Annotated in this window: 16 protein-coding genes; 6 read left to right on the forward strand and 10 right to left on the reverse strand. The window is 64.6% G+C overall.

Translation table 11 applies throughout. From position 1 onward, the window contains the following. Positions 1–63: 63 nt before the first annotated feature. A complete protein-coding gene (locus tag WG899_RS08935) occupies positions 64–2,865 on the reverse strand; it encodes a M16 family metallopeptidase (RefSeq protein WP_339595283.1) in 2,802 nt (933 codons plus the stop codon). A gap of 134 nt (positions 2,866–2,999) precedes the next feature. Here WG899_RS08935 and WG899_RS08940 point away from each other — a divergent pair, with 134 nt between their 5' ends. Then, complete coding sequence (locus WG899_RS08940; protein WP_339595284.1) at positions 3,000–3,848, forward strand: PA4780 family RIO1-like protein kinase; 849 nt, start codon at positions 3,000–3,002, stop codon at positions 3,846–3,848. Positions 3,849–3,865: 17 nt separating this feature from the next. On the opposite strand, the gene WG899_RS08945 is transcribed toward WG899_RS08940, so the two are convergent. The 4 genes from WG899_RS08945 to WG899_RS08960 form a co-directional block, all read right to left on the reverse strand. Next, a complete protein-coding gene (locus WG899_RS08945; protein ID WP_339595285.1) occupies positions 3,866–4,123 on the reverse strand; it encodes a DUF3297 family protein in 258 nt (85 codons plus the stop codon). Between the two features lie 117 nt (positions 4,124–4,240). Further along, entirely contained in the window at positions 4,241–5,251 is a 1,011-nt protein-coding gene (locus WG899_RS08950) for a toll/interleukin-1 receptor domain-containing protein (protein ID WP_339595286.1), read from the reverse strand. Positions 5,252–5,342: 91 nt separating this feature from the next. Then, on the reverse strand, positions 5,343–6,581 hold the full coding sequence (locus WG899_RS08955; protein WP_339595287.1) for an MFS transporter: 1,239 nt from the start codon (positions 6,579–6,581) through the stop codon (positions 5,343–5,345). Then, a complete protein-coding gene (locus WG899_RS08960) occupies positions 6,578–7,936 on the reverse strand; it encodes a DNA recombination protein RmuC (protein WP_339595288.1) in 1,359 nt (452 codons plus the stop codon). The genes WG899_RS08955 and WG899_RS08960 overlap by 4 nt, the downstream gene beginning before the upstream one ends. 385 nt (positions 7,937–8,321) lie before the next feature. Here WG899_RS08960 and WG899_RS08965 point away from each other — a divergent pair, with 385 nt between their 5' ends. Beyond that, positions 8,322–9,713: an FAD-binding oxidoreductase gene (locus WG899_RS08965; protein WP_339595289.1), complete on the forward strand. Its 1,392-nt coding sequence runs from the start codon at positions 8,322–8,324 to the stop codon at positions 9,711–9,713. Between the two features lie 53 nt (positions 9,714–9,766). Here WG899_RS08965 and WG899_RS08970 read toward each other — a convergent pair whose 3' ends face one another. From WG899_RS08970 to WG899_RS08980, 3 genes are all read right to left on the reverse strand, one after another. Continuing rightward, positions 9,767–10,738, reverse strand: a complete 972-nt coding sequence (locus tag WG899_RS08970) for a 2-hydroxyacid dehydrogenase (RefSeq protein WP_339595290.1) — start codon at positions 10,736–10,738, stop codon at positions 9,767–9,769. Between the two features lie 3 nt (positions 10,739–10,741). Further along, positions 10,742–11,455, reverse strand: coding sequence for a nitroreductase (locus WG899_RS08975; RefSeq protein WP_339595291.1), 714 nt, complete (start codon positions 11,453–11,455; stop codon positions 10,742–10,744). A 69-nt stretch (positions 11,456–11,524) separates the two neighbouring features. Beyond that, entirely contained in the window at positions 11,525–12,490 is a 966-nt protein-coding gene (locus WG899_RS08980) for a histone deacetylase family protein (RefSeq protein ID WP_339595292.1), read from the reverse strand. 264 nt (positions 12,491–12,754) lie between these two features. Between WG899_RS08980 and WG899_RS08985 the strand changes: the two genes are divergently transcribed. Together WG899_RS08985 and WG899_RS08990 are read left to right on the forward strand one after the other, a co-directional pair. Further along, positions 12,755–13,312 carry a phasin family protein gene (locus tag WG899_RS08985; RefSeq protein ID WP_339595293.1) on the forward strand — a complete coding sequence of 186 codons (558 nt, stop codon included), beginning with the start codon at positions 12,755–12,757 and terminating at the stop codon, positions 13,310–13,312. Between the two features lie 322 nt (positions 13,313–13,634). After that, on the forward strand, positions 13,635–14,186 hold the full coding sequence (locus tag WG899_RS08990; RefSeq protein WP_339595294.1) for a phasin family protein: 552 nt from the start codon (positions 13,635–13,637) through the stop codon (positions 14,184–14,186). A gap of 80 nt (positions 14,187–14,266) precedes the next feature. Here the strand turns inward: WG899_RS08990 and WG899_RS08995 are convergent, their stop codons facing one another. Continuing rightward, positions 14,267–14,923, reverse strand: a complete 657-nt coding sequence (locus tag WG899_RS08995) for an LON peptidase substrate-binding domain-containing protein (RefSeq protein WP_339595295.1) — start codon at positions 14,921–14,923, stop codon at positions 14,267–14,269. A 31-nt stretch (positions 14,924–14,954) separates the two neighbouring features. Further along, on the reverse strand, positions 14,955–15,920 hold the full coding sequence (locus tag WG899_RS09000) for a patatin-like phospholipase family protein (RefSeq protein ID WP_339595296.1): 966 nt from the start codon (positions 15,918–15,920) through the stop codon (positions 14,955–14,957). Between the two features lie 75 nt (positions 15,921–15,995). On the opposite strand from WG899_RS09000, the gene WG899_RS09005 reads away from it, so the two are divergent. After that, positions 15,996–16,322 (forward strand): cupin domain-containing protein, encoded by a 327-nt coding sequence (locus tag WG899_RS09005; RefSeq protein WP_339595297.1) that lies wholly within the window; start codon positions 15,996–15,998, stop codon positions 16,320–16,322. 57 nt (positions 16,323–16,379) lie between these two features. Continuing rightward, complete coding sequence (locus WG899_RS09010; protein ID WP_339595298.1) at positions 16,380–18,773, forward strand: penicillin acylase family protein; 2,394 nt, start codon at positions 16,380–16,382, stop codon at positions 18,771–18,773. Positions 18,774–18,823 lie beyond the last annotated feature (50 nt).

Consider the following 18,823-nt stretch of genomic DNA (forward strand, 5'->3'; position numbering starts at 1 on the left):
AAGCGACCGACCCAAAGAAAAACCGGCCAAGGCCGGTTTTTTTGTGCCCTCATCTGAGCCGCATCAGGGCTTGTCTTTGAAGTCCCCGGCTGCCGAAATGACAAAACCATCGCGCCGCACATGGCGCTTCCACGCGGCATTGACCTGCGCCAGCGTGGCGGCCTGAATGGCGGCGTCGCGACCGGCGACATAGGTCCAGTCTTTGCTCCGGTCGGCAAGCAGATTGAGCGTGCCGGCCAACTGCGCCTCGCTGGCGCGAGACTGCAGCCGGGTCTCGGCAATGTCCTTCTTGGCGCGGACCAATTCGGCTTCGCTGATGCCGCCCTCCTCCATCCTAAGCAACTCGTCTTGCACCAGGGCCAGCACCGCCTCGCGGTTCTGTGGCGCAAAGCTGCCACCGATCGACAGGCCGGCATCATCACCCCAATAGGGCACCGACAACTGCGCGCCGACCCCATAGCTCAGTCCGGCTTGTTGACGCACACGGGTCGACAAGCGGCTCTCCATGCCGCCACCGCCGAACACATGGGTGGCCAGCATCAAGGGCACAAAGTCGGCATCGGCCTCGCTGAGCTTGAAGGACTGCGCCATCGCCAACACGGCATTCGCCTTGTCCTTGGCGACGACATCAAAACGCGCCGCGGGCACGGCGACAAAGTCTTGCAGCTGGCGCTTGAAACGCGGCGCGGCGGGCTTCTTCCAGGAGCCGAACAAGGTCTCCAGCGCCGCGTCCAAGCCCTCAGGCAGCGCGCCCACCACCGCGACCTGCGCTTCATTGGCTGACCAGTAGTCGGCATAGAAGCTGCGCACATCCGCCAATTGAACCGACTGCAGATGCGCCAGGCGCTCATCCAAACTCATCACATAGTCCGGCTGACCCAGGCTGAGACCGCGGGCCTTGTTGGTGTGCGCGCGGGTGGCCTCGCTCATCAAGACGCCCAGATCCTGCCGAGAGGACTGCAGGCCGGAAAGCTTGGCCTGCTTGTCGCGCTGAAAGGCCTCCTCCGGCAACAGCGGCTGCTGCATCAGCGTTGCCGCGAGCTTCAACACCTCCAGCAAACTGTCCCGCTCGGCTTGAATATGCAGCGTCGCACCTTGGTCGCCGCTGGCGATGGACAAGCCGGCCTTCAGTCGGATCAAGGCATCTTGCAAGGCCTGCTTGCTCAGGCTGGTGCTGCCCTCCATCATCAATTCGCCGACCCAGCCGGTGCCACGGCGCGCAAAAGTGGCGTCTCGCTCACCCCAACGCAGCTGCATCTGCAACTGCACCGCATTGCCGCGGGTGCGCTTGTTCAGGGTCTGCAAGGCGATGCCGCTGGGCAGAGTTTTGCGCACAGTGCGCTCTTGCAAGAGTTGCGGCGTCGGGTCGAAGCGCTCGCCTTCCTCGACCTTGGGCGGCCCTTTCAAGCTGGCCAGGCGTTCATCGAGTGCCGGAGTCGCCGGGACCTCAACACGCGTCACCGCTTCGGCCGGCACATAGCGGCCCAGGGTGCGGTTGGCCGGCTGCAGATAAGCCTTGCGCACCCGCTCGACATCGGCCAGGGTGACGCGCGGCAGATCCTCCATCAACTGGAACAACAAGCGCCAATCACCGGCACCGAGCAAATTGGAAATCTGCTGAATCAGCCCTTCCGGGTTTTTCATCTGCTCCCGGTAGGAGTTCAGGGCCACATCGCGTACGCGCTGCAACTCGGCCTCCTCAAAAGGCTTGCCGGCGCGCCCCTCGACCAGGTCCAGCAACAGCTTCTCGACCTTGTCGGCATCGGCCTGCGCCGGAGGAATGGCCAAGGCCGTGATGCCGCCCGGCGACTGACCGCCGAGCCCGCCCAAGCCAGCATGCAAGGCGATCTTGGTCTCGACCAGCTCCTTGTACAACTGGCCACTTGGCGGCATCGACATCAGCAGGCTCAGCACCAGCAGCGGCGCCGAATCGGCATGCGCAATCGCCGGCACATGGTAGTGAGCCAGCAGCGCCGGTTGACCGCCCACGCGCCGCACCACCACGGTCCGCTCGCCGTCCTGCGCCGGCTCTTGCGTGTAGGTCTGCGGCAATGCCTCGGAAGGGTTCTTCAAGCCGCCGTAGTGACGGGCAATCAAAGCCAGCGTGGCCGCCTTGTCAAAGCGGCCGGCCACCAGCAAGGTGGCGTTGTCGGGGCGGTAGTAGCGTTTGTAAAAAGCCTGCAGCCGCTCGATCGGCACGTTCTCGATATCGCTCTTGGGACCGATGGTGGCGTTGCCATAGGGGTGCCAGTCATAGGCCACCGACTGAACGCGCTTGAACAAAACCTGAAACGGCTCGTTCTCGCCGCGCTCAAACTCATTGCGCACCACGCTCATTTCCTTGTCCAGATCGGACTTGGCGATGAAGCTGTTGACCATACGGTCAGCCTCCAGCGCCAGCGCGAAATCCAAGGTTTCGGGGCTGGCGTTGAAGCTGCTGAAGTAATTGGTTCTGTCAGTGGTGGTGGTGCCGTTGTATCGAATGCCCTTGGCGGCAAACGAACCGGGAATGTCCCGGTTGCTGGGCGTGCCCTTGAAGACCAGATGCTCCAACAAATGGGCCATGCCGTATTCGCCCTGCGACTCGTGCCGGCTGCCGACCCGGTAGGTGATATTCACCGTGGTCGTGCTCTGTGCCTCATCGAGGAAAAGCAGGATCTGCAGGCCATTGGCCAAGCGGTATTCCTCGATGCCACCAAGTTCGCGCACCCACTGCGCTGGCGCAGGCTGCGCCGCCGCGGGAGCCAGTTTGGCGGCGGCCACCGGGCCACGCTCTTTGGGCTCAACCGGTTTGGCTTGGACGGAACCCAAGGCCAAAGCCAACAACACGCTCAGGCAAGAAAGACGAAAAGGACGACGCAACATAGCGATGCAAGCTCCAGGAACGAAATCGAGCGCAGCACACACAGGCCTGCATGGCGGGCATTTTGAGGCCTTCTTTAACTGGCCTTTGCAGCGGACACTTTTTTCTTCAAGCTTGCGCCGACAATAGCGGCGCTATGAAAACACCCAAACGCCTGCAATCCCTGCTTGAAGAAGGCTTGATCGACGCCGTTTCCCGCCAGCTGATGAGCGGCAAAGAGGCGCAAGTCTTTGTGGTTCAGTCCGGCCTTGAGACCCGCTGCGCCAAGGTCTACAAAGAAGCTACTCAGCGCAGCTTCCGGCAGGCGGTGGACTACACCGAGAACCGCAAGGTCAAGAACAGCCGCGAGGCCCGCGCGATGGCCAAGGGCAGCAAGTTCGGCCGCGAAAAGCAAGAAGAAGCCTGGCAGAGCGCCGAAGTCGATGCGCTCTACCGCCTAGCGGCGGCTGGCGTGCGGGTGCCCAAGCCTTTCAACTTCTTCGAGGGCGTGCTCTTGATGGAGTTGGTGGTGGACGCCGATGGCACGGCCGCGCCGCGCCTGAACAATGTGCAGTTCAAGCCCGAAACCGCACGCCAACACCACGCCACCCTGGTGCGCGAGGTGGTGCGCATGCTGTGCGCCGGCATCGTGCACGGCGACTTGTCGGAGTTCAACATCCTCTTGGCCGCCGACGGGCCGGTCATCATTGACCTGCCCCAGGCGGTGGACGCGGCGGGCAACAACCACGCCAAACGGATGCTGCTGCGCGATGTGGAGAACCTGCGCAACTTCTTCGGCCAATTCGCTCCTGACTTGCTGCAGAGCGACTACGGCCATGAAATCTGGGCGCTGTTTGAGCGCGGCGCGTTGACGCCAGAGGCCCCCCTGACCGGCCGCTTTGTGCACAAGGCGCGGCCGGTGGACCTGCGGGGTGTGATGCGCGAGATCGACGATGCGCGCGACGAGGACGCCGCGCGGCGGCTGCGGATGGCGCAGCCGCGCTGAGCTAACTCAGCAAAAAATCAGCGGTAGAAGGCCTCCACCCGGCCCTTGAGCTTGAGCATCATCGGGTTGCCCTTGCGGTCCTTGGCCTTGCCGGCGGGGACCTTGACCCAGCCTTCGCTGATGCAATATTCGGCCACATCAAAACGCTCCACTTCATTGAAGCGGATACCGATTTCATGCTCGAACACCGCGGTGTCATGGAAGGGGCTGCGCGGATCGATGGAGAGGCGATCCGGGATGGCGGGGCGGTCTGCGGTGCTTGCTACTTCGCTCATGGCGGGGGCTTTCTTCTTTTGAAGTGATGTCAGAGATCCGCGATTTTCGCGGATTTATCAAGCGCCCCATGCGGCGACGAGAATTGGCTGTTGTAAGCAACGAGCCCAGTCTCACCGCTAACGAAACAATTGCGCGGCAAATGGGCCATTCGGGCCCAAGCACTGCCCCACCATGCTGGCATGGTCGGCGGCGAGTTGCATATTGCAATTGGCCGACAAGGGGCCTTGGCCCACGACCTGGAAGGTCATGGCCACACGCAAGAGGGTGCCGTCAAGTTCGCCGCGGCCACCACCCACGGTCTGGCCGTTGACTTCGGCACTCAGCTGGATCTGGCGGCCACTTTGCTGCAACTGATAGATCTCGCCACTGAGTGTGCGCCACATGCCGGCCAAATTTGGAATCGAAGGGGCCGCGGGGGCGACCGGCACCTGGGACTGAGCGGTCCGCTCCGGTTGAGTCGAGGGCTGCGTCTGCGCCTCGGCCTGCGTGCCGCCTTGCGGCGAGGACTCCGCGGTCGGCTTGTTGCCCTCCACCAGCAGGCTCAGCACGATGAGCCCAAACACCCCCAAGCCGATGCCCAGCCACAACTGCTTGCGGCTCCCTTTGGGCGGTTCGGCCTTCAGCGGCGGCGTGGCGCTTTTTTCCTCAGCACCCTTCAACTTCAAACCTGGCACGCGCGCCAAGGTTTCGACCAGGCGCTGCAGATCGCCACGCCAGCGCGCATCCGCCAAGTCCATGCATTGGCGTCGCACCAAGGGCCTCAGGTCTTCGGGCAGATCGCTCGCTTCGGGCAGGCTCGTGCCCTCGATCAACACCGGCACCACCCGCACATCGCGGCGCAAGGCGGTGGCGATCTCTTGCCGGATCCAATCGTCCGGCTGATCCAGACGCCGCTGACCCTTGGCGTTTTGGATCGTCAGCCAGTTCGGGCCGATCAAGACAAGCATCACCGAACAAGACGCCAGGGCGCTGTCGAGCGACTGGGTGAAGTCGAGCCCCAGGCTGATGCCTTCGATGTCCCGAAAAATGCTGTCGGCCCCGAAAGACTGCGCCAAATCTTCAGCCAGACGACCGGCCACATGGCGCGAGTCGTCGCGTCGGTAACTGATGAAAATTCCTGCTGCCACGGCATCTCCTTCGAGGCTGGTCCGGGTCCGCGCCGACGGCGCAGCCGAAAACCGCCCTCACTGTGCCATGTTCGGGCACAGAGGCAAGCACCTAAGACAGAGGCGGGGCCTCCGCCCCAGCGCCCTCCGCCCTGGAGCGTCCGAGTGCGCGCGCCGACGCTTGCGACAAGAACAACAGCCCCGCCATCAGCCACAGCGGCGCGGCCAGCGAGGAGGCGCTCGCCAACAGGCCGAAGCTCACCGGCATGGCCACCGTGGCGCCATTGGTGGCCGTCATGCGAATACCGAGCGCTTGGCCGTGGCGATCTGCCGGCGTGACCTGATGCAGCATCGCCATCACCATCGGCTGTACCGCGCCCAAGGCCAGGCCCAGCAAGGCAGAGCCCAGCATCAAGCCCGCCGTGCCGGGCAGATAGGTGTAGATCAGCAGGACCAGGGTCGCCAGCCACATCGCTGCCCGCAAGGCCGTCAACTCGTCCAGGCGCTCGGCCCAGCGGATGATGGCCAGCCGCACCACCGTGGCGGCCACCGCAAACGAAGCCAACACCAAGCCCACCGCAGACGCGCTCAGGCCCTTGGCATGGCCGACCACCGGCACGACAAAGCTGTGCGCGTCCCAAGCCGCGGCCAGCACCACGTTCAGCAGCAGCAAATGGCGCAGCGCCGGGCTCTTCAGCAGATCCCAGGCGGGGCGCGCACGGGCGGCGGCACTTTGTTGCCGCGGCCGATGGCGAGGGATCTGCTGCGCGCAAGCCCAGGCCAGCAGGGGCAAGGCGACCGCCAGGCCAAAGGCGGCACGAAAACCGATGTGGTCGATCAGGACACCCGCCGCCAAGGGCGCCAGCGCATTGGACAAGGCCGGGCCAAGCGCCAGCCAGCCGAAAATGCGTTTCAACTCGGACGGCTCCGCGGCCATCATGCCGGCCTCACGCTGCACCGCCACCGCCGCCACACTGAGCGCACCACCCGACAACAAACAACTCAGGCCGATGCTCCACAAGCCCTGGCCCGCCAGGGCCACCAGCGCGCCGAACAGTCCCATCAGCACCGCGATGCCGACCGGTCGATGCATGCCGTGCCGGTCCGCCAATCGGCCCGCCCACATGGCCATCAACATTGGCGCTATCGCGAACAGGCTTAACAAGACGCCGACCGTCCACTCCCCATAACCTTCGCGCAACACCCAAAGACTGGCCGACACCCGCGTCACCGACATGCAGGCATGCACCGACACCGTGGTGGCGATCAAGAAAGGGAAGGCTCGCCGCAACTGGGCCGGGCTGGCGGCGCCGCTGCGGCCCACGGCGTCGGCCGCAGCCGGCTCAGTCAAGCCTCGCCCCCAACATCTTTTGCGGCGGGGTCGATATCCTCATTCTCCGCACCGTTCCCCAGCGCCAGCAGGCCTTGCGCGGCCGGTTCGGGCAGCGCCTCCACGCCCTTCAGTTTGCGCGCCATCACGCGGGTGCGGGTCTCGGCGGCGTCGATCGAGGCACTCGCTTCATCGAGTTTTTTCTTCGTCTTGGCCAAGACCTCGCCAAATTTGCCAAACTCGGTTTTGACCGCGCCCAACACCTCCCAGACCTCGGCCGAGCGCTTTTCCAGGGCCAGCGTCCGAAAACCCATCTGCAAGCTGGTCAGCGTGGCCAACAAAGTGGTCGGGCCGACCAGCATGACCTTGTGCTCACGCTGCAAGGCTTCCAGCAAGCCCGGCCGGCGCAGCGCCTCGGCGTAAAGGCCTTCGGTGGGCAGGAACAGAATGCCGAAATCGGTGGTGTGCGGCGGGGCCACGTATTTTTCGCGGATCGAGCGAGCCTCTAAACGCAAGCGGGCCTCGATGGCTTTGGCGGCGCTTTCCGCGGCCGGCGCATCGGCGCGCTCCTGGGCGTCCAGCAGACGTTCATAGTCCTCTCGCGGGAATTTGGCATCGATGGGCAACCACAGCGCCGCCCCATCACTGCGCTGGCCCGGCAGCTTGATGGCGAACTCCACCCGCTCGGCGCTGCCGGGAATGGTGGCCACATTGGCGGCGAATTGCTCGGCCGTGAAGACCTGCTCCAACAGGCCCAGCAATTGCACCTCACCAAAAACGCCGCGGGTCTTCACATTCGTCAGCACCCGGCTGAGCGAGCCGACATCCCGCGCCAGCCCTTGCATCTCGCCCAGGCCTTTGTGCACTTGCTCGAGCCGCTCGGCCACCTGCTTGAAACTCTCACCCAAGCGCTGCTCCAGCGTGGCGTGCAGCTTCTCGTCGACGGTGGCGCGCATTTGTTCCAGCTTGGCCTCATTGCCCTGCTGAATCAGCCCCAGGCGCTGCTCCACCGTTTGGGCCAGGGCCTTCAGGCTCTCACTCAAGGCCTGGGTTTGGCGCTGCGCGGCGGCGTCCTGCGCCTCACGGGCGGCCAGCGCCTGCAAGGTTTGCGATTGGTTATTGCTTTGCAAGCCCTGCCCCAGCGCTTGCTGAAAGCGCGCCAGGCTTTGCTGCAACTCCTGCCGGGTGGTCGCCGCGCTGCGGCTCATCTCATCGCGCAATTCGCGCTCGAGCCGCTCATTCGCCTGGCGCAGCTGCGCAAGCAGCGCTTCCGACTCCTCCCCGCCAGCCGCAGCACGCTGGCGCAGCAAGATCAGGCTCAGGGCCACGAGCACGAGGGCCAAGCCCGCAAGAATCAACACGTCGACAAGACTCATGCGCCGATTGTGTCAGCAGCACCGACACCGCTCGCTTCGGCCGGGCGACAGGCGCAAGTTCTCAACCCGCGCCAAGGGCATTTGGTCCCAGCCCAGGCTATCCCTGATAGCGACTCCATACATTGGTACTAGACTGGTAGCAAGACCAATAACAACGAAGCGCTCAACAACTAGCCCAGGGAGGCTGCGGGGTATGGACCGAAGAGAATTTCTGCGCCTGGCTCCGGCCGGGGCCCTGATCGGCAGCGCGGCCGCGAGTTTGGTCGCCTGCGGCGGTGGCGGGGGGAATAGCAAGCCTGCGCCCCCTCCGGCACCTCCGCCCTCGCCTCCGTCACCACCAACGCCGCCCTCGCCCAGCGGGCCGACCGAAAGTGAATGGGCCGCCTTGTCCCAGCAATTCAAGGGCGCGCTGGTGCGCCCCGGCCACGCCGATTACGAGCGCCTGCGTCTGCCCGCCAATGCCCGCTATGACGGACTGCGGCCCATGGCCCTGCTGCGCTGCGCCGACGCCGCTGATGTGCAAGCCGCCCTCGCCTTTGCGCGCCGCCTCAAGCTGCCGCTCGCCCCGCGCGGCGGTGGCCACAGCTATATCGGCAACTCCACCGGCAACGGACTGGTCATCGACGTGGGCGCCCTCAACAGCGTACGTTTGCAGGGCGAACTCGCGGTGGTGGGCGCCGGCGCCACGCTGGCCGATGTCTACACCGCCCTGTTGGCGCAGGGACGCTGCATCCCCTCGGGCAGTTGCCTGAGCGTGGGCATTGCCGGCATCACGCAGGGCGGCGGATTCGGCGTGCTGGACCGCGCCTACGGCCTGAGCTGCGATGTGTTGCGCGCGGCCCGCGTGGTGACGGCCGACGGGCGCGACTTGCTCTGCAACGAACAGCAAAACAGCGAACTGTTCTGGGCCCTGCGCGGCGGTGGCGGCGGCAATTTCGGCATCGTCACCGAGTTCAGCTTTCAAACCCATGCCACCCAGGCCTTGACGCAGTTCTCGGCCGACTTCCAACAGGCCGATCTGGCCGAGGTGCTGGCCGCCTGGAGCGCCTGGCCGCAAACCATGCCGGACGCGATCTGGTCACAGCTGCTGCTGACGCCGCAAGGCGGCTGTCGAGTCTGGGGCATTTGTAGCGGCGGCGAGGCCTTGCTGCAAGCCCATTGGCAGGCGCTGCTGACACGCATCGGCCGCAACCCACTCACGCCGCCATCCGTGCAGGCACGCAGTTACCAAGAGGTGCTGCTGGGTAACTGCGCCGGCACCGATCCGGCGAGTTGCCATCTGCCCAGCCAGAACCCGGCCGGTCGACTCGGCCGAGTGGCCATGGCCGCCAGTTCAGACTTCTTTGACAAGGCACTGGACGCCAACGCCGCCGCGGCCATGGCCTCCGCTTTACGCTCCGCCATGGACGAGCGACGCAGCAGCGGCCGCAGTGGCAGCATCATCATGAACCTGATGGGCGGCGCCATCGGCCGTATCGCCCCAGAGGCCAGCGCCTTTGTGCATCGGCAGGCTCAGTTCAGCGCCCAGTACTACTGCGAACAATTTCCAGGCAGCCCGGCCAGCGTCTTGGAAGAAGCCGAGCTCTGGGCCCAGGGCATGCGTCAAAAGATGAGCCCCTGGAGCAGCGGCCGGGCCTACCAAAACTATCTGAACACGCTGCTGCCGAACCCGCTGCAGGCCTTCTATGGCGGCAATCTGGCCAGGCTGCAAGCGCTCAAGACCAGCATCGACCCGGAGGGGCTGTTCAAGCAAACACTGGGGTTGCTCAGCGCTTAGGCGCCGCTGGAGACCAAACTTAGTCAGCGGACACCCGGCGGTCCGATCTGCGCTTAAACCTTCAAAGGCGTCAAGACCTGACCCCCGGTCAAGGCCGCAATCAGGTTGTCGACAGCTAGATTGCACATGGCTCGCCGGGTCGGTATCGAGGCACTGGCGATGTGCGGGGTGAGCACCACATTGCTGAGCGCCAGCAGGGCCGGGTTCAAGTGAGGCTCGCCCTCGAAAACATCCAGCCCCGCGGCCGCCAACTGGCCAGCGGCCAAGGCCGCGGCCAGGGCCGCGTCGTCCACCACACCACCTCGGGCGATATTGACCAGGGTGGCCGTGGGTTTCATCTGCGCCAACTCGGCAGCGCCAATCAAATGATGAGCGGCCGGCGTGTAGGGCACGACCAGCATCAGATGGTCGGCTCGCCGCAATAGCTCGGCCTTGTCCACCCATTGCGCCGCCAGCGGGGCCTCTAACTCCGGTGCTAAGCGGCTGCGGTTGTGATAAATCACCCGCATGCCAAAGCCAAGCGCAGCGCGGCGAGCAATCGCCTGCCCGATGCGGCCCATGCCCAGGATACCAAGGGTGCTGCCGTACACATCGGGTCCGGCCAGGAGGTCGATATTCCACTGCTTCCAGCGACCGGCGCGCAGGTAGTGCTCGGCCTCGGTGACACGCCGGGCCGCGGCGAGCAGCAGGGCAAAACCAAAATCAGCGGTGGTTTCGGTCAGCACGTCGGGCGTATTGGTGACGATGACCCCGCGCGCCGCGCAGGCCGCCAGATCGACATTGTTGTGACCCACCGTCATCAGGCAGACCGCGCGCAAGTCGGGGCAGGCTTGCAACAAGGTGGCATCGATCAACTCGGTGCCGGTCGCGAACAAGCCGGCCTTGCCGGCCAGACGGCGGATCAACTCGGGCTGAGGCAGCGGCTCGTCGTCAAGCGGTTCCTCCACCTCAAAATGCTGCCGCAGTCGCTCAACGATGTCCGGGAAGATACGCCGCGCCACCAGCACGGAGAGTCGCTCGCTCATGGCTCAGTCCTCCAAGAAGCGCGCGAACTCTTGGACCGAAGCGCGTTCGGTCTGCAAGCCGTTTTCCACCGCATCTGGGTCGGCATAACCCAGCGCCATGCCGCAGACCAGCATCTGTGTCGGCGCCAATTGCAGCTCTTCGGCAATCAGGCGATGAAACTGGGTGAAGGCCGCCTGCGGGCAGGTGTGCAGGCCATGGCCGCGCGCGGCGATCATGATGTTTTGCAAGAACATGCCGTAGTCCAGCCAACTGCCCTGCTGCATGACACGGTCGATCGTGAACATCAGGCCGACCGGAGCGTCGAAGAAGCGATAGTTACGGCCATGTTGAGCGGCCATGCCGGCGCGGTCGGTCTTGGCCAGACCCAACAGCCCGTACAGATCCCAGCCGACCTTGCGGCGCCTGTCGATATAGGGCGAGGCCCATTCACGCGGGTAGTAAGCGTACTCCTCACTGTGCGTGGCCAACTCGGCCGGGTCTTGGTAGGCGGCCATGATGCGATCGCAAAGCCGCTCCTTGGCCGCACCGGTCAAGACATGCACCTGCCAAGGCTGGGTGTTGGTGCCCGAAGGCGCGCGGGCGGCGACCCGCAGAATTTGTTCGATCAGCTCACGCGGCACCGGCGTGGGCAAAAAGGCCCGCATGGACCGGCGGGTTTCAATCGCGGCATCGACGGCGGCGCTGGCCGCGGGGCTCGGTTGCTCAAAAAGGTTCACAGCATCAGTCCTTACAGTGCAGTCAAATTTAGGGGCCATGTTGATGTCGACATGCCGACGCGTCATCGCTCATGCGCCACATTCTTTCACCGCTGTGGCATGCGGATGCTGCTGCCACAACAACCAGCTGTGCGCCGCCTCGTTCAGGGTGTTGACCTGGCAGGCCACGGTGGTCGCGAGATCTCGTCCATAGCCTCCGGCCATGCTCAAAGCCACCGGGATGCGACGCTCGCGCAGGGCCTGCAGCACCAGGCGGTCGCGGGCCAGCATGCCGGCTGTGCTCAGTTTCAATCGACCCAGTCGGTCGCCTTCATGCGGGTCGGCACCGGCCAGATAAAACACCAGGCCCGGCATGGTGGAGGCCTGCGAGGCCCAAATGCGGGCCAAGGCATCGTTAAGCGCGGCCAAATAGTCCTCATCCCCGCAAGCATCGGGCAGGGCCACATCCAAATCACTGGCCTCCTTGCGGGCCGGAAAATTCTTCTCCCCATGCATGGAGAAGGTGAACACGCTCGGGTCATCGCGAAAGATCGCGGCCGTGCCGTTGCCCTGGTGCACATCCAGGTCGATCACCAGCACCCGCAACAGTTGCCGATGCGAACCATGCCACTCCGCCTGCATCAGCCGAGCCGCCACCGCCACATCATTGAACACACAGTAACCCGAACCCCGATCGGCATAGGCATGGTGAGTCCCCCCGGCCATATTCGCCGCCACGCCCTCGGCCAGGGCGGCCCGCGCGGCCATGATGCTGGCGCCGACCGAGCGGCGCGAGCGCTCGGCCATCTGCGGCGACCAGGGGAAGCCTATCTCACGCTGCGCCGCCGCACTCAAGCGCCCCAACAGCACCGCCTCCACATGGCCGGGGGTGTGAACCAGCGCCAGCTCGGCCTCGCTGGCGGCCTCGGCGGCTTGCAGGCGCAGCAAACCGGGTTCGGCCTCGAAATGCTCGCGCAGCAGCCGGTATTTGGACTGCGGGAATGGGTGGCCCGGCGGCAGCGCCAAGCTGTGGGCGTCGGAATGAAAAACCTGCATCAGCCGCAGCGTAGCCGTTTTAGCGCAAGGAGGTCTGTCATCCCAGCGTCACGCGACGCAAGCAAGCTCGGCACGAGCGTGCACGGAAGGCATTACGGTGACTTTGCTGACCACACCCCCTAGTTTGTTGCAATGCAGCAAATATCACTTGCAAAGACTTCCGACATCTCTATACTTTGTTTTGCTGCAGTGCAACATTCATTGCTGCTGAAGTTTTTCAACAGACAACAAACGGGCTTGCGCCCGAATCAGGAGTGCCCCGCCATGCTGACCGCTGAACAAATCATCGCCGCCCACAAAGCCAATGTCGAAACGCTGTTTGGTCTGACCAACAAGGCTTTCGAAGGCGTGGAAAAGCTCGTCGAACTGAATATGCAAGTGGCCCGCACCGCCTTGAGCGAAGCCATGGAATCGACCCAAGCCGCTCTGTCGGTGAAGGACGCACAAGAGTTGCTGAGCCTGCAATCGGCCCTGCTGCAACCGAGCGCCGAGAAGGCCGCGTCTTACAGCCGCCACCTGTATGACATCGCCACCGCTACCAACGCCGAAGTGGCCAAGGTTGCCGAATCCCAATTCGCCGACATGCAAGCCAAGTTCTCGGCCGTGGTCGAAAGCGCCGCCAAGAACGCCCCCGCCGGCACCGAAAACGCCGTCGCGTTTGTGAAGACGGCCGTGGCCGCTGCCAACAACGCCATCGAGTCGGTGCAAAAGGCCAGCAAGCAAGCCGTTGAAGTGGCAGAAGCCAACTTCGAAGCCGCCACCAGTTCCGCTGTCAAGGCCACGCAGACCGCAGCCCGCAACGCCAAGCGCGCAGCAGCCTAAGGTCAAAAAGCAAAAAAGCCGCAAGGCAGTGACTTAATCGGCCGACCGAGCCGAGAGCCACCGCCTTGAACGGTTGTCAGACGCAGTACCCAGGCCCGCTGTTCGCAGCGGGCCTTTTTCATGGTCGAAACGGCTCGGCGTCGCGCTTCGTTTGGGCATTCTGCACGGCGATGCGGGGCACAAATGCTGCACCGCAACAAATTTCCCTTGCATTGACCGCGGAGTCCCGTATACTCAATTTTGTTGCAGTGCAGCAATTCACCGCAAGAACTGATTTCATTGATATCAACCTGGGGCAGACGCCCCACCCAAGGAGCTCACCATGCTGACCGCAGAACAATTCTTCGCCGCCCACAAAGCCAATGTCGAGACCCTGTTCGGCCTGACCAACAAGGCCTTCGAAGGCGTTGAAAAACTGGTTGAACTGAATATGCAAGTGGCCAAGACCGCCCTCGGCGAAGCCGTTGAGTCGACCCAGGCTCTGATGTCGGTGAAGGACGCCCAAGAGCTGCTGAGCCTGCAGTCGGCCCTGCTGCAACCCAGCGCCGAAAAGGCCGCTTCTTACAACCGCCACCTGCAAGAAATCGCCAACAGCACCGGCGCCGAAGTCTCCAAGGCTGCCGAAGCTCAAATCGCCGAACTGCAGAGCAACTTTGCTGCCGTGATCGATGCCGCCGCCAAGAGCGCACCAGCCGGTTCCGAGAACGCCGTGGCCATGGTCAAGGCCGCCATTGCCAGCGCCAACACCGCGTTTGAGTCGGTGCAAAAGGCCAGCAAGCAAGCCGCCGATGTGGCCGCCGCCAACTTCCAGGCCGCCACCAACACGGCCGTCAAGGCTTCGCAAACCGGCAGCCGCGCCAAGCGCGCCGCCTGATGCCCAGCCGGCGCAGCAGCGCCGGCCTGAGCCGCAGACTCAACAAAGCCCGGTGCAGCGATGCACCGGGCTTTGTCCGTTCAAGCCGGTCGAATTTGTAGCCGATCCAGTTGATCGGCCACCAACTCCAGGCGCAGCAATGGGTTGTCCAGTTGCATCAGGCGCTGGCGCTCTTCGGCTCGCAAGGGCAAGAGCTCGCTCCAGCGGTTCGACAGCCAGCCGCAATCCGCCCAGTGATATGGCGGCTGCAAGGGTAGATCGGCGGCGGCCGCGCCCTGCTCTAAGTTGTGCAGCAGCGTGCGCAGCAATTCTGCGGCCGGCTGCAGATCGGCCGGCACACCCACCGCCGCATCTTCGACCAGCAACTCACCCTCCCCCATCCACAGGCCATGCGGCAGGCAGTGGCTGCTGGTCAAACGAAAACGTTGGCCGCCTCGGCAGCGCAGGTGCAAAAGCCCAGACTGCGGTCGTTCCATCGACTCGATATGCGCCAAGGTGCCGACCGGGTTGAAACGCTCGCGCACAAAGCCGCCCTCGGCCTGCGGGTCCAGGCGCCGTACCTCCGCCCCTTCCAGCAAGCTGACCACACCGAATGGTGAGCCGGCCTTGTGGCAGCGCGCCACCATGTCCAAATAACGCGGCTCAAAGATCTGCAGCTGCAGATAGCCGTCGGGGAACAGCACCGACTGCAGCGGAAACATCGGCGTGCTGGGCAGTGGCGGGCTGGTGGCGCTCATCGCGCCCATCATGCCAGCCGCCAGCCCGGCGTCAACGGGTCTTGCTCTCGATGCGCGCGCGAATCTGCGCCAGCATCTGCTGGGCCACGTCGCGGCCGGCCTGCACCGAGCGCTTGCGCGCTGCGAAGTCAGCGCTGCCTATGCCGTCCAGCTTGGGCCGCAACACCACATCGGCCTCGCGCAGCTCGAAGTTATTGATGCTGCGCCCCATGATGGAAAAGGTCTGCAAGAGCATGCGGATCGCGTCGCCACCGGGTTTCTCGTCAGGCGGCGAGCTGATGTCGACCGCGATCACCAGCTCAGCCCCCATCTGCTTGGCATAGCGCACAGGCACCGGCGCCACCAGCCCGCCGTCAACATATTCACGGGTGCCAATCTTGACCGGCTGGAACACCGCCGGCACCGAGCTGGAGGCGCGCACCGCCGCACCGGCATCACCCCGCTGGAACAGCACGCCCGAACCATCGGACAGATCGGTGGCCACGATGCCCAGCGGCAGCTTCATCTGCTCGATTTGGCGGGAGCCGGTCTTCTCACGCACATAGCGCGCCAAGGCTTCACCGCGGATCAGGCCACGGGTCGGAAACGCCCAATCGGTGATGGCCCCTTCGTCCATGTTCTCGGCCAGACTGGCCAACTCGCGGCCATTCATGCCCGAGGCATAGAGGGCCGCCACCAGACTACCGGCCGACGTGCCGGCCACCAGGTCAACCTTGATGCCGGCTTCCTCCAACACTTGGATGACACCGATGTGCGCGAATCCTCGCGCCGCACCGCCACCCAAGGCCAAGCCAATCCGTGGCGGCACCCGCGGAGGGGCGGGTTTGAGCACCGGTTGCGCCGGCTCCACGACGGGTGCAGACGCAGCCGGCGGGCTGGCGGGTGATGTACCCAGAGAAGGAAGGCTGCTGCAGGCCGCCAGAACGCCCAGGCCCAAGAGCATGGCGCTGCGGCGGGCCCAGACCTGGCCGGCCGCGAAAATTCGATCAGAAAGCATGGCGGGATTCTAGAGGCCCACCCAAGCGCATCGCAGAGGTCCACAATCAAGGCGGCAGCCACACAGGAGACAAGCATGGCCCTCCAACACGCCAATCACGGACAGCTGATCGACCTGAAAACCCTGGCCGAGTACAGCCCCGACAGCCCCAGCAGCAGCCTGATCAAGGCCGACCAATTGCAGTTGCTGCACCTGCTCTTGCCGAAGGGACAGCACATGCATGAACACAAACTGGCCGGCGAATTGAGCATCCAATGCCTGGCCGGACGGATTCGTCTCGACATGCATGGCACCCAGCTGCCACTCAGCGCCGGACAGATGACGCTGCTGCGCGGCGGCGAAGCACATGCCGTGGTGGCCGAGTTGGACAGCAGCCTGCTGCTGACGCTGGTGCTCAAGTAAGACGCGGCGTAAAAACCCCCATCCAAAGGCCTCTGCGGCGCGGCCACAATCCGCGCCATGAACACCTCCGCCTCGCCCATTCGTCGCTGGATCAAGCGTCTGCTCGTCGGCCTCTTGGCCGTGCTCCTGCTGGCACTGCTATCAGTCTGGCTGCTGATGCGGGCCAGTCTGCCGCAGCTGGATGGCAGCATTGGCTTGCCCGGCGTCAGCGGCCCCTTGAGCCTGCAACGCGATGCCCTCGGCACCGCCACGCTGCGCGCGCAGAACCGGCCCGACCTGGCGCGTGGCCTGGGCTTCTTGCACGCGCAAGAACGCTTCTTCGAGATGGACCTGACACGCCGCTCCGCGGCCGGCGAATTGTCGGCGCTGTTCGGCGCCAAAGCCCTGCCGCGCGACAAGGAGCGCCGCACGCACCGCCTGCGCGCACGCTTGAGCGAGCGCTTCCAACAACTGCCGGCTGCCGATCAGGCACTCTTGCAAGCCTATGCCGATGGCGTCAACGCGGGCCTGGCCGGCTTGCGGGTGCGGCCTTGGCAATACTTTTTGCTGCAGGCCGAACCACTGGCCTGGACACCGGTGGACTCGCTGCTGGTCGTTGGCGAAATGTTTTGGATGCTGCAAGGCGACAGCTTCAAGACCGGCTTCGAGCTCAACCGCCTGCGTGAGCGCGCCGGCGACCACCTGTTCGACTGGCTGAACCCGCGTGGCGGCCATTGGGACGCCGCCCTGGACGGCAGCACCCTGCCCGCGCCGATCCCACCCAGCGCGGAGCAGATGGATTTGCGCAAGGGCGTCGAATCGAAGCTGGCGCGAAACGAGCCAAACCTCAAGAGCCATGGTTCCGAGCTCTCCACAGAGGCCGGTCTAGTCGGCAGCAACAACTGGGCCGTGGCCGGCAGCCGCACGGCGAATGGCCAAGCCATCTTGGCCAACGATATGCATCTCGGCCTGGGTGTGCCCAGCATCTGGTACCGGGCCCAGTTTGAAATCCAAGCACCGAAGGAAGCGGGCAAGCAGGGTCAGGTCTTGCGCGCCGCCGGTCTGACGCTGCCGGGCATGCCCGGCCTGGTGGTGGGCAGCAACGGCCATGTCGCCTGGGGCTTCACCAATGCCTACGGCCAATGGTTTGACTGGATCAAACTGCCAAAGGATTTGCCCGCGAGTCGTTTGACCCGACACGCAGAGAGCATCGCCATCAAGGGCGCCCCTGCGCAGCCGCTTGAGGTGTTGGAGTTCGAGGGCGCGCCGGTGCTGCAGGAGCAGCAAGGCGAGCGCTATGCCTTGCGCTGGGTCGCCCACCAGGGCTTGGCCTACAACCTGGAGCTCGACCGGATGCTGCAAGCCACGACCGTTCAGCGGGCCCTGCGGATTGCCGCGGGCTCCGGCATGCCGCATCAAAACATCTTGCTCACCGACGCGCAGGGGCAAATTGCCTGGAGTCTGGCCGGCCGGGTCTGGTCACACCGCGACCTGAGCAGCAGCTATGCACGATTCCAAACCCCGGATCTGCCGCCGACTCAGTGGCTGGCCCCGAGCGACTATCCGCAAGTCCTCAACCCCAGGGACGGCCAGCTGTGGACGGCCAATAACCGGCAACTGGGCGGCGCCCACGGTTCCCTCATCGGCGACGGCGGTTTCGGCTTCGGTGCCCGCGCCCAACAAATCCGCGAGCGGCTCAGCGAAAAACCTCGCCACGATCCGGCGAGCATGACGGCCATCCTCTTCGACGATGAAGCGCGCTTGATTCAAAGCTGGGCCCATCGCATCGCCCCACTGACGCAAGCCAGCCAGGCGCATACCGAGGTCAGCCAGATCTTGCGGCAATGGAATGGCCGCGCCGATGCCGACCAAGTCGGCTACCGGCTGGCCCGTGCGGTGCGCTTGCGCACTTTGGACACCTTGTGGGCGGCCTGGACTTTGCCGATCCTGGGGCCGCAACAGCTCGAGAAGAAGCCCAAGCTCAAATGGCCTTCGCACTTTGAATACAGCGCGGTGCAGGCACTGGAGCAGCAGCCGCCGCATCTGCTGCCGCCCGGCTATAGCAGCTGGGACGCCTTGCTGCTGGCCCAGGTGGACGCCGCGGTGAAAGAGCTGACGCTTGATGGCCGCCAGCCCCTGAGCAAGGCCAGTTGGGGCCAACACAATCGCAGCCACATTCAGCATGTTTTGTCCAAGGCGATACCTGCCCTGGGCTGGCTGCTGGACATGCCCTCGCAGCCGCAAAGCGGTGACTCGAACCTGCCGCATGTGGCGCATCCCGACTTCGGTCAATCGCAGCGCATGGTGGTGTCGCCAGGCCACGAAGAGCAGGCCACGCTGTCAATGCCGGGCGGCCAGAGCGGCCATCCGCTATCGCCCTTCTACGGCGCCGGCCATGCCGATTGGGCGCAGGGCAAAGGCACGGCCTTGTTGGCCGGCCCGCCCCGGCACCAGATCAGTGTCAGACCATGAGCAACTGCCCGGTCCAGGATGCGGAGCCAGACCTGTCCCCGTGCCCGCAC

The sequence above is a fragment of the Paucibacter hankyongi genome (assembly GCF_037482915.1).
GTDB lineage: Bacteria > Pseudomonadota > Gammaproteobacteria > Burkholderiales > Burkholderiaceae_C > Paucibacter_A > Paucibacter_A hankyongi.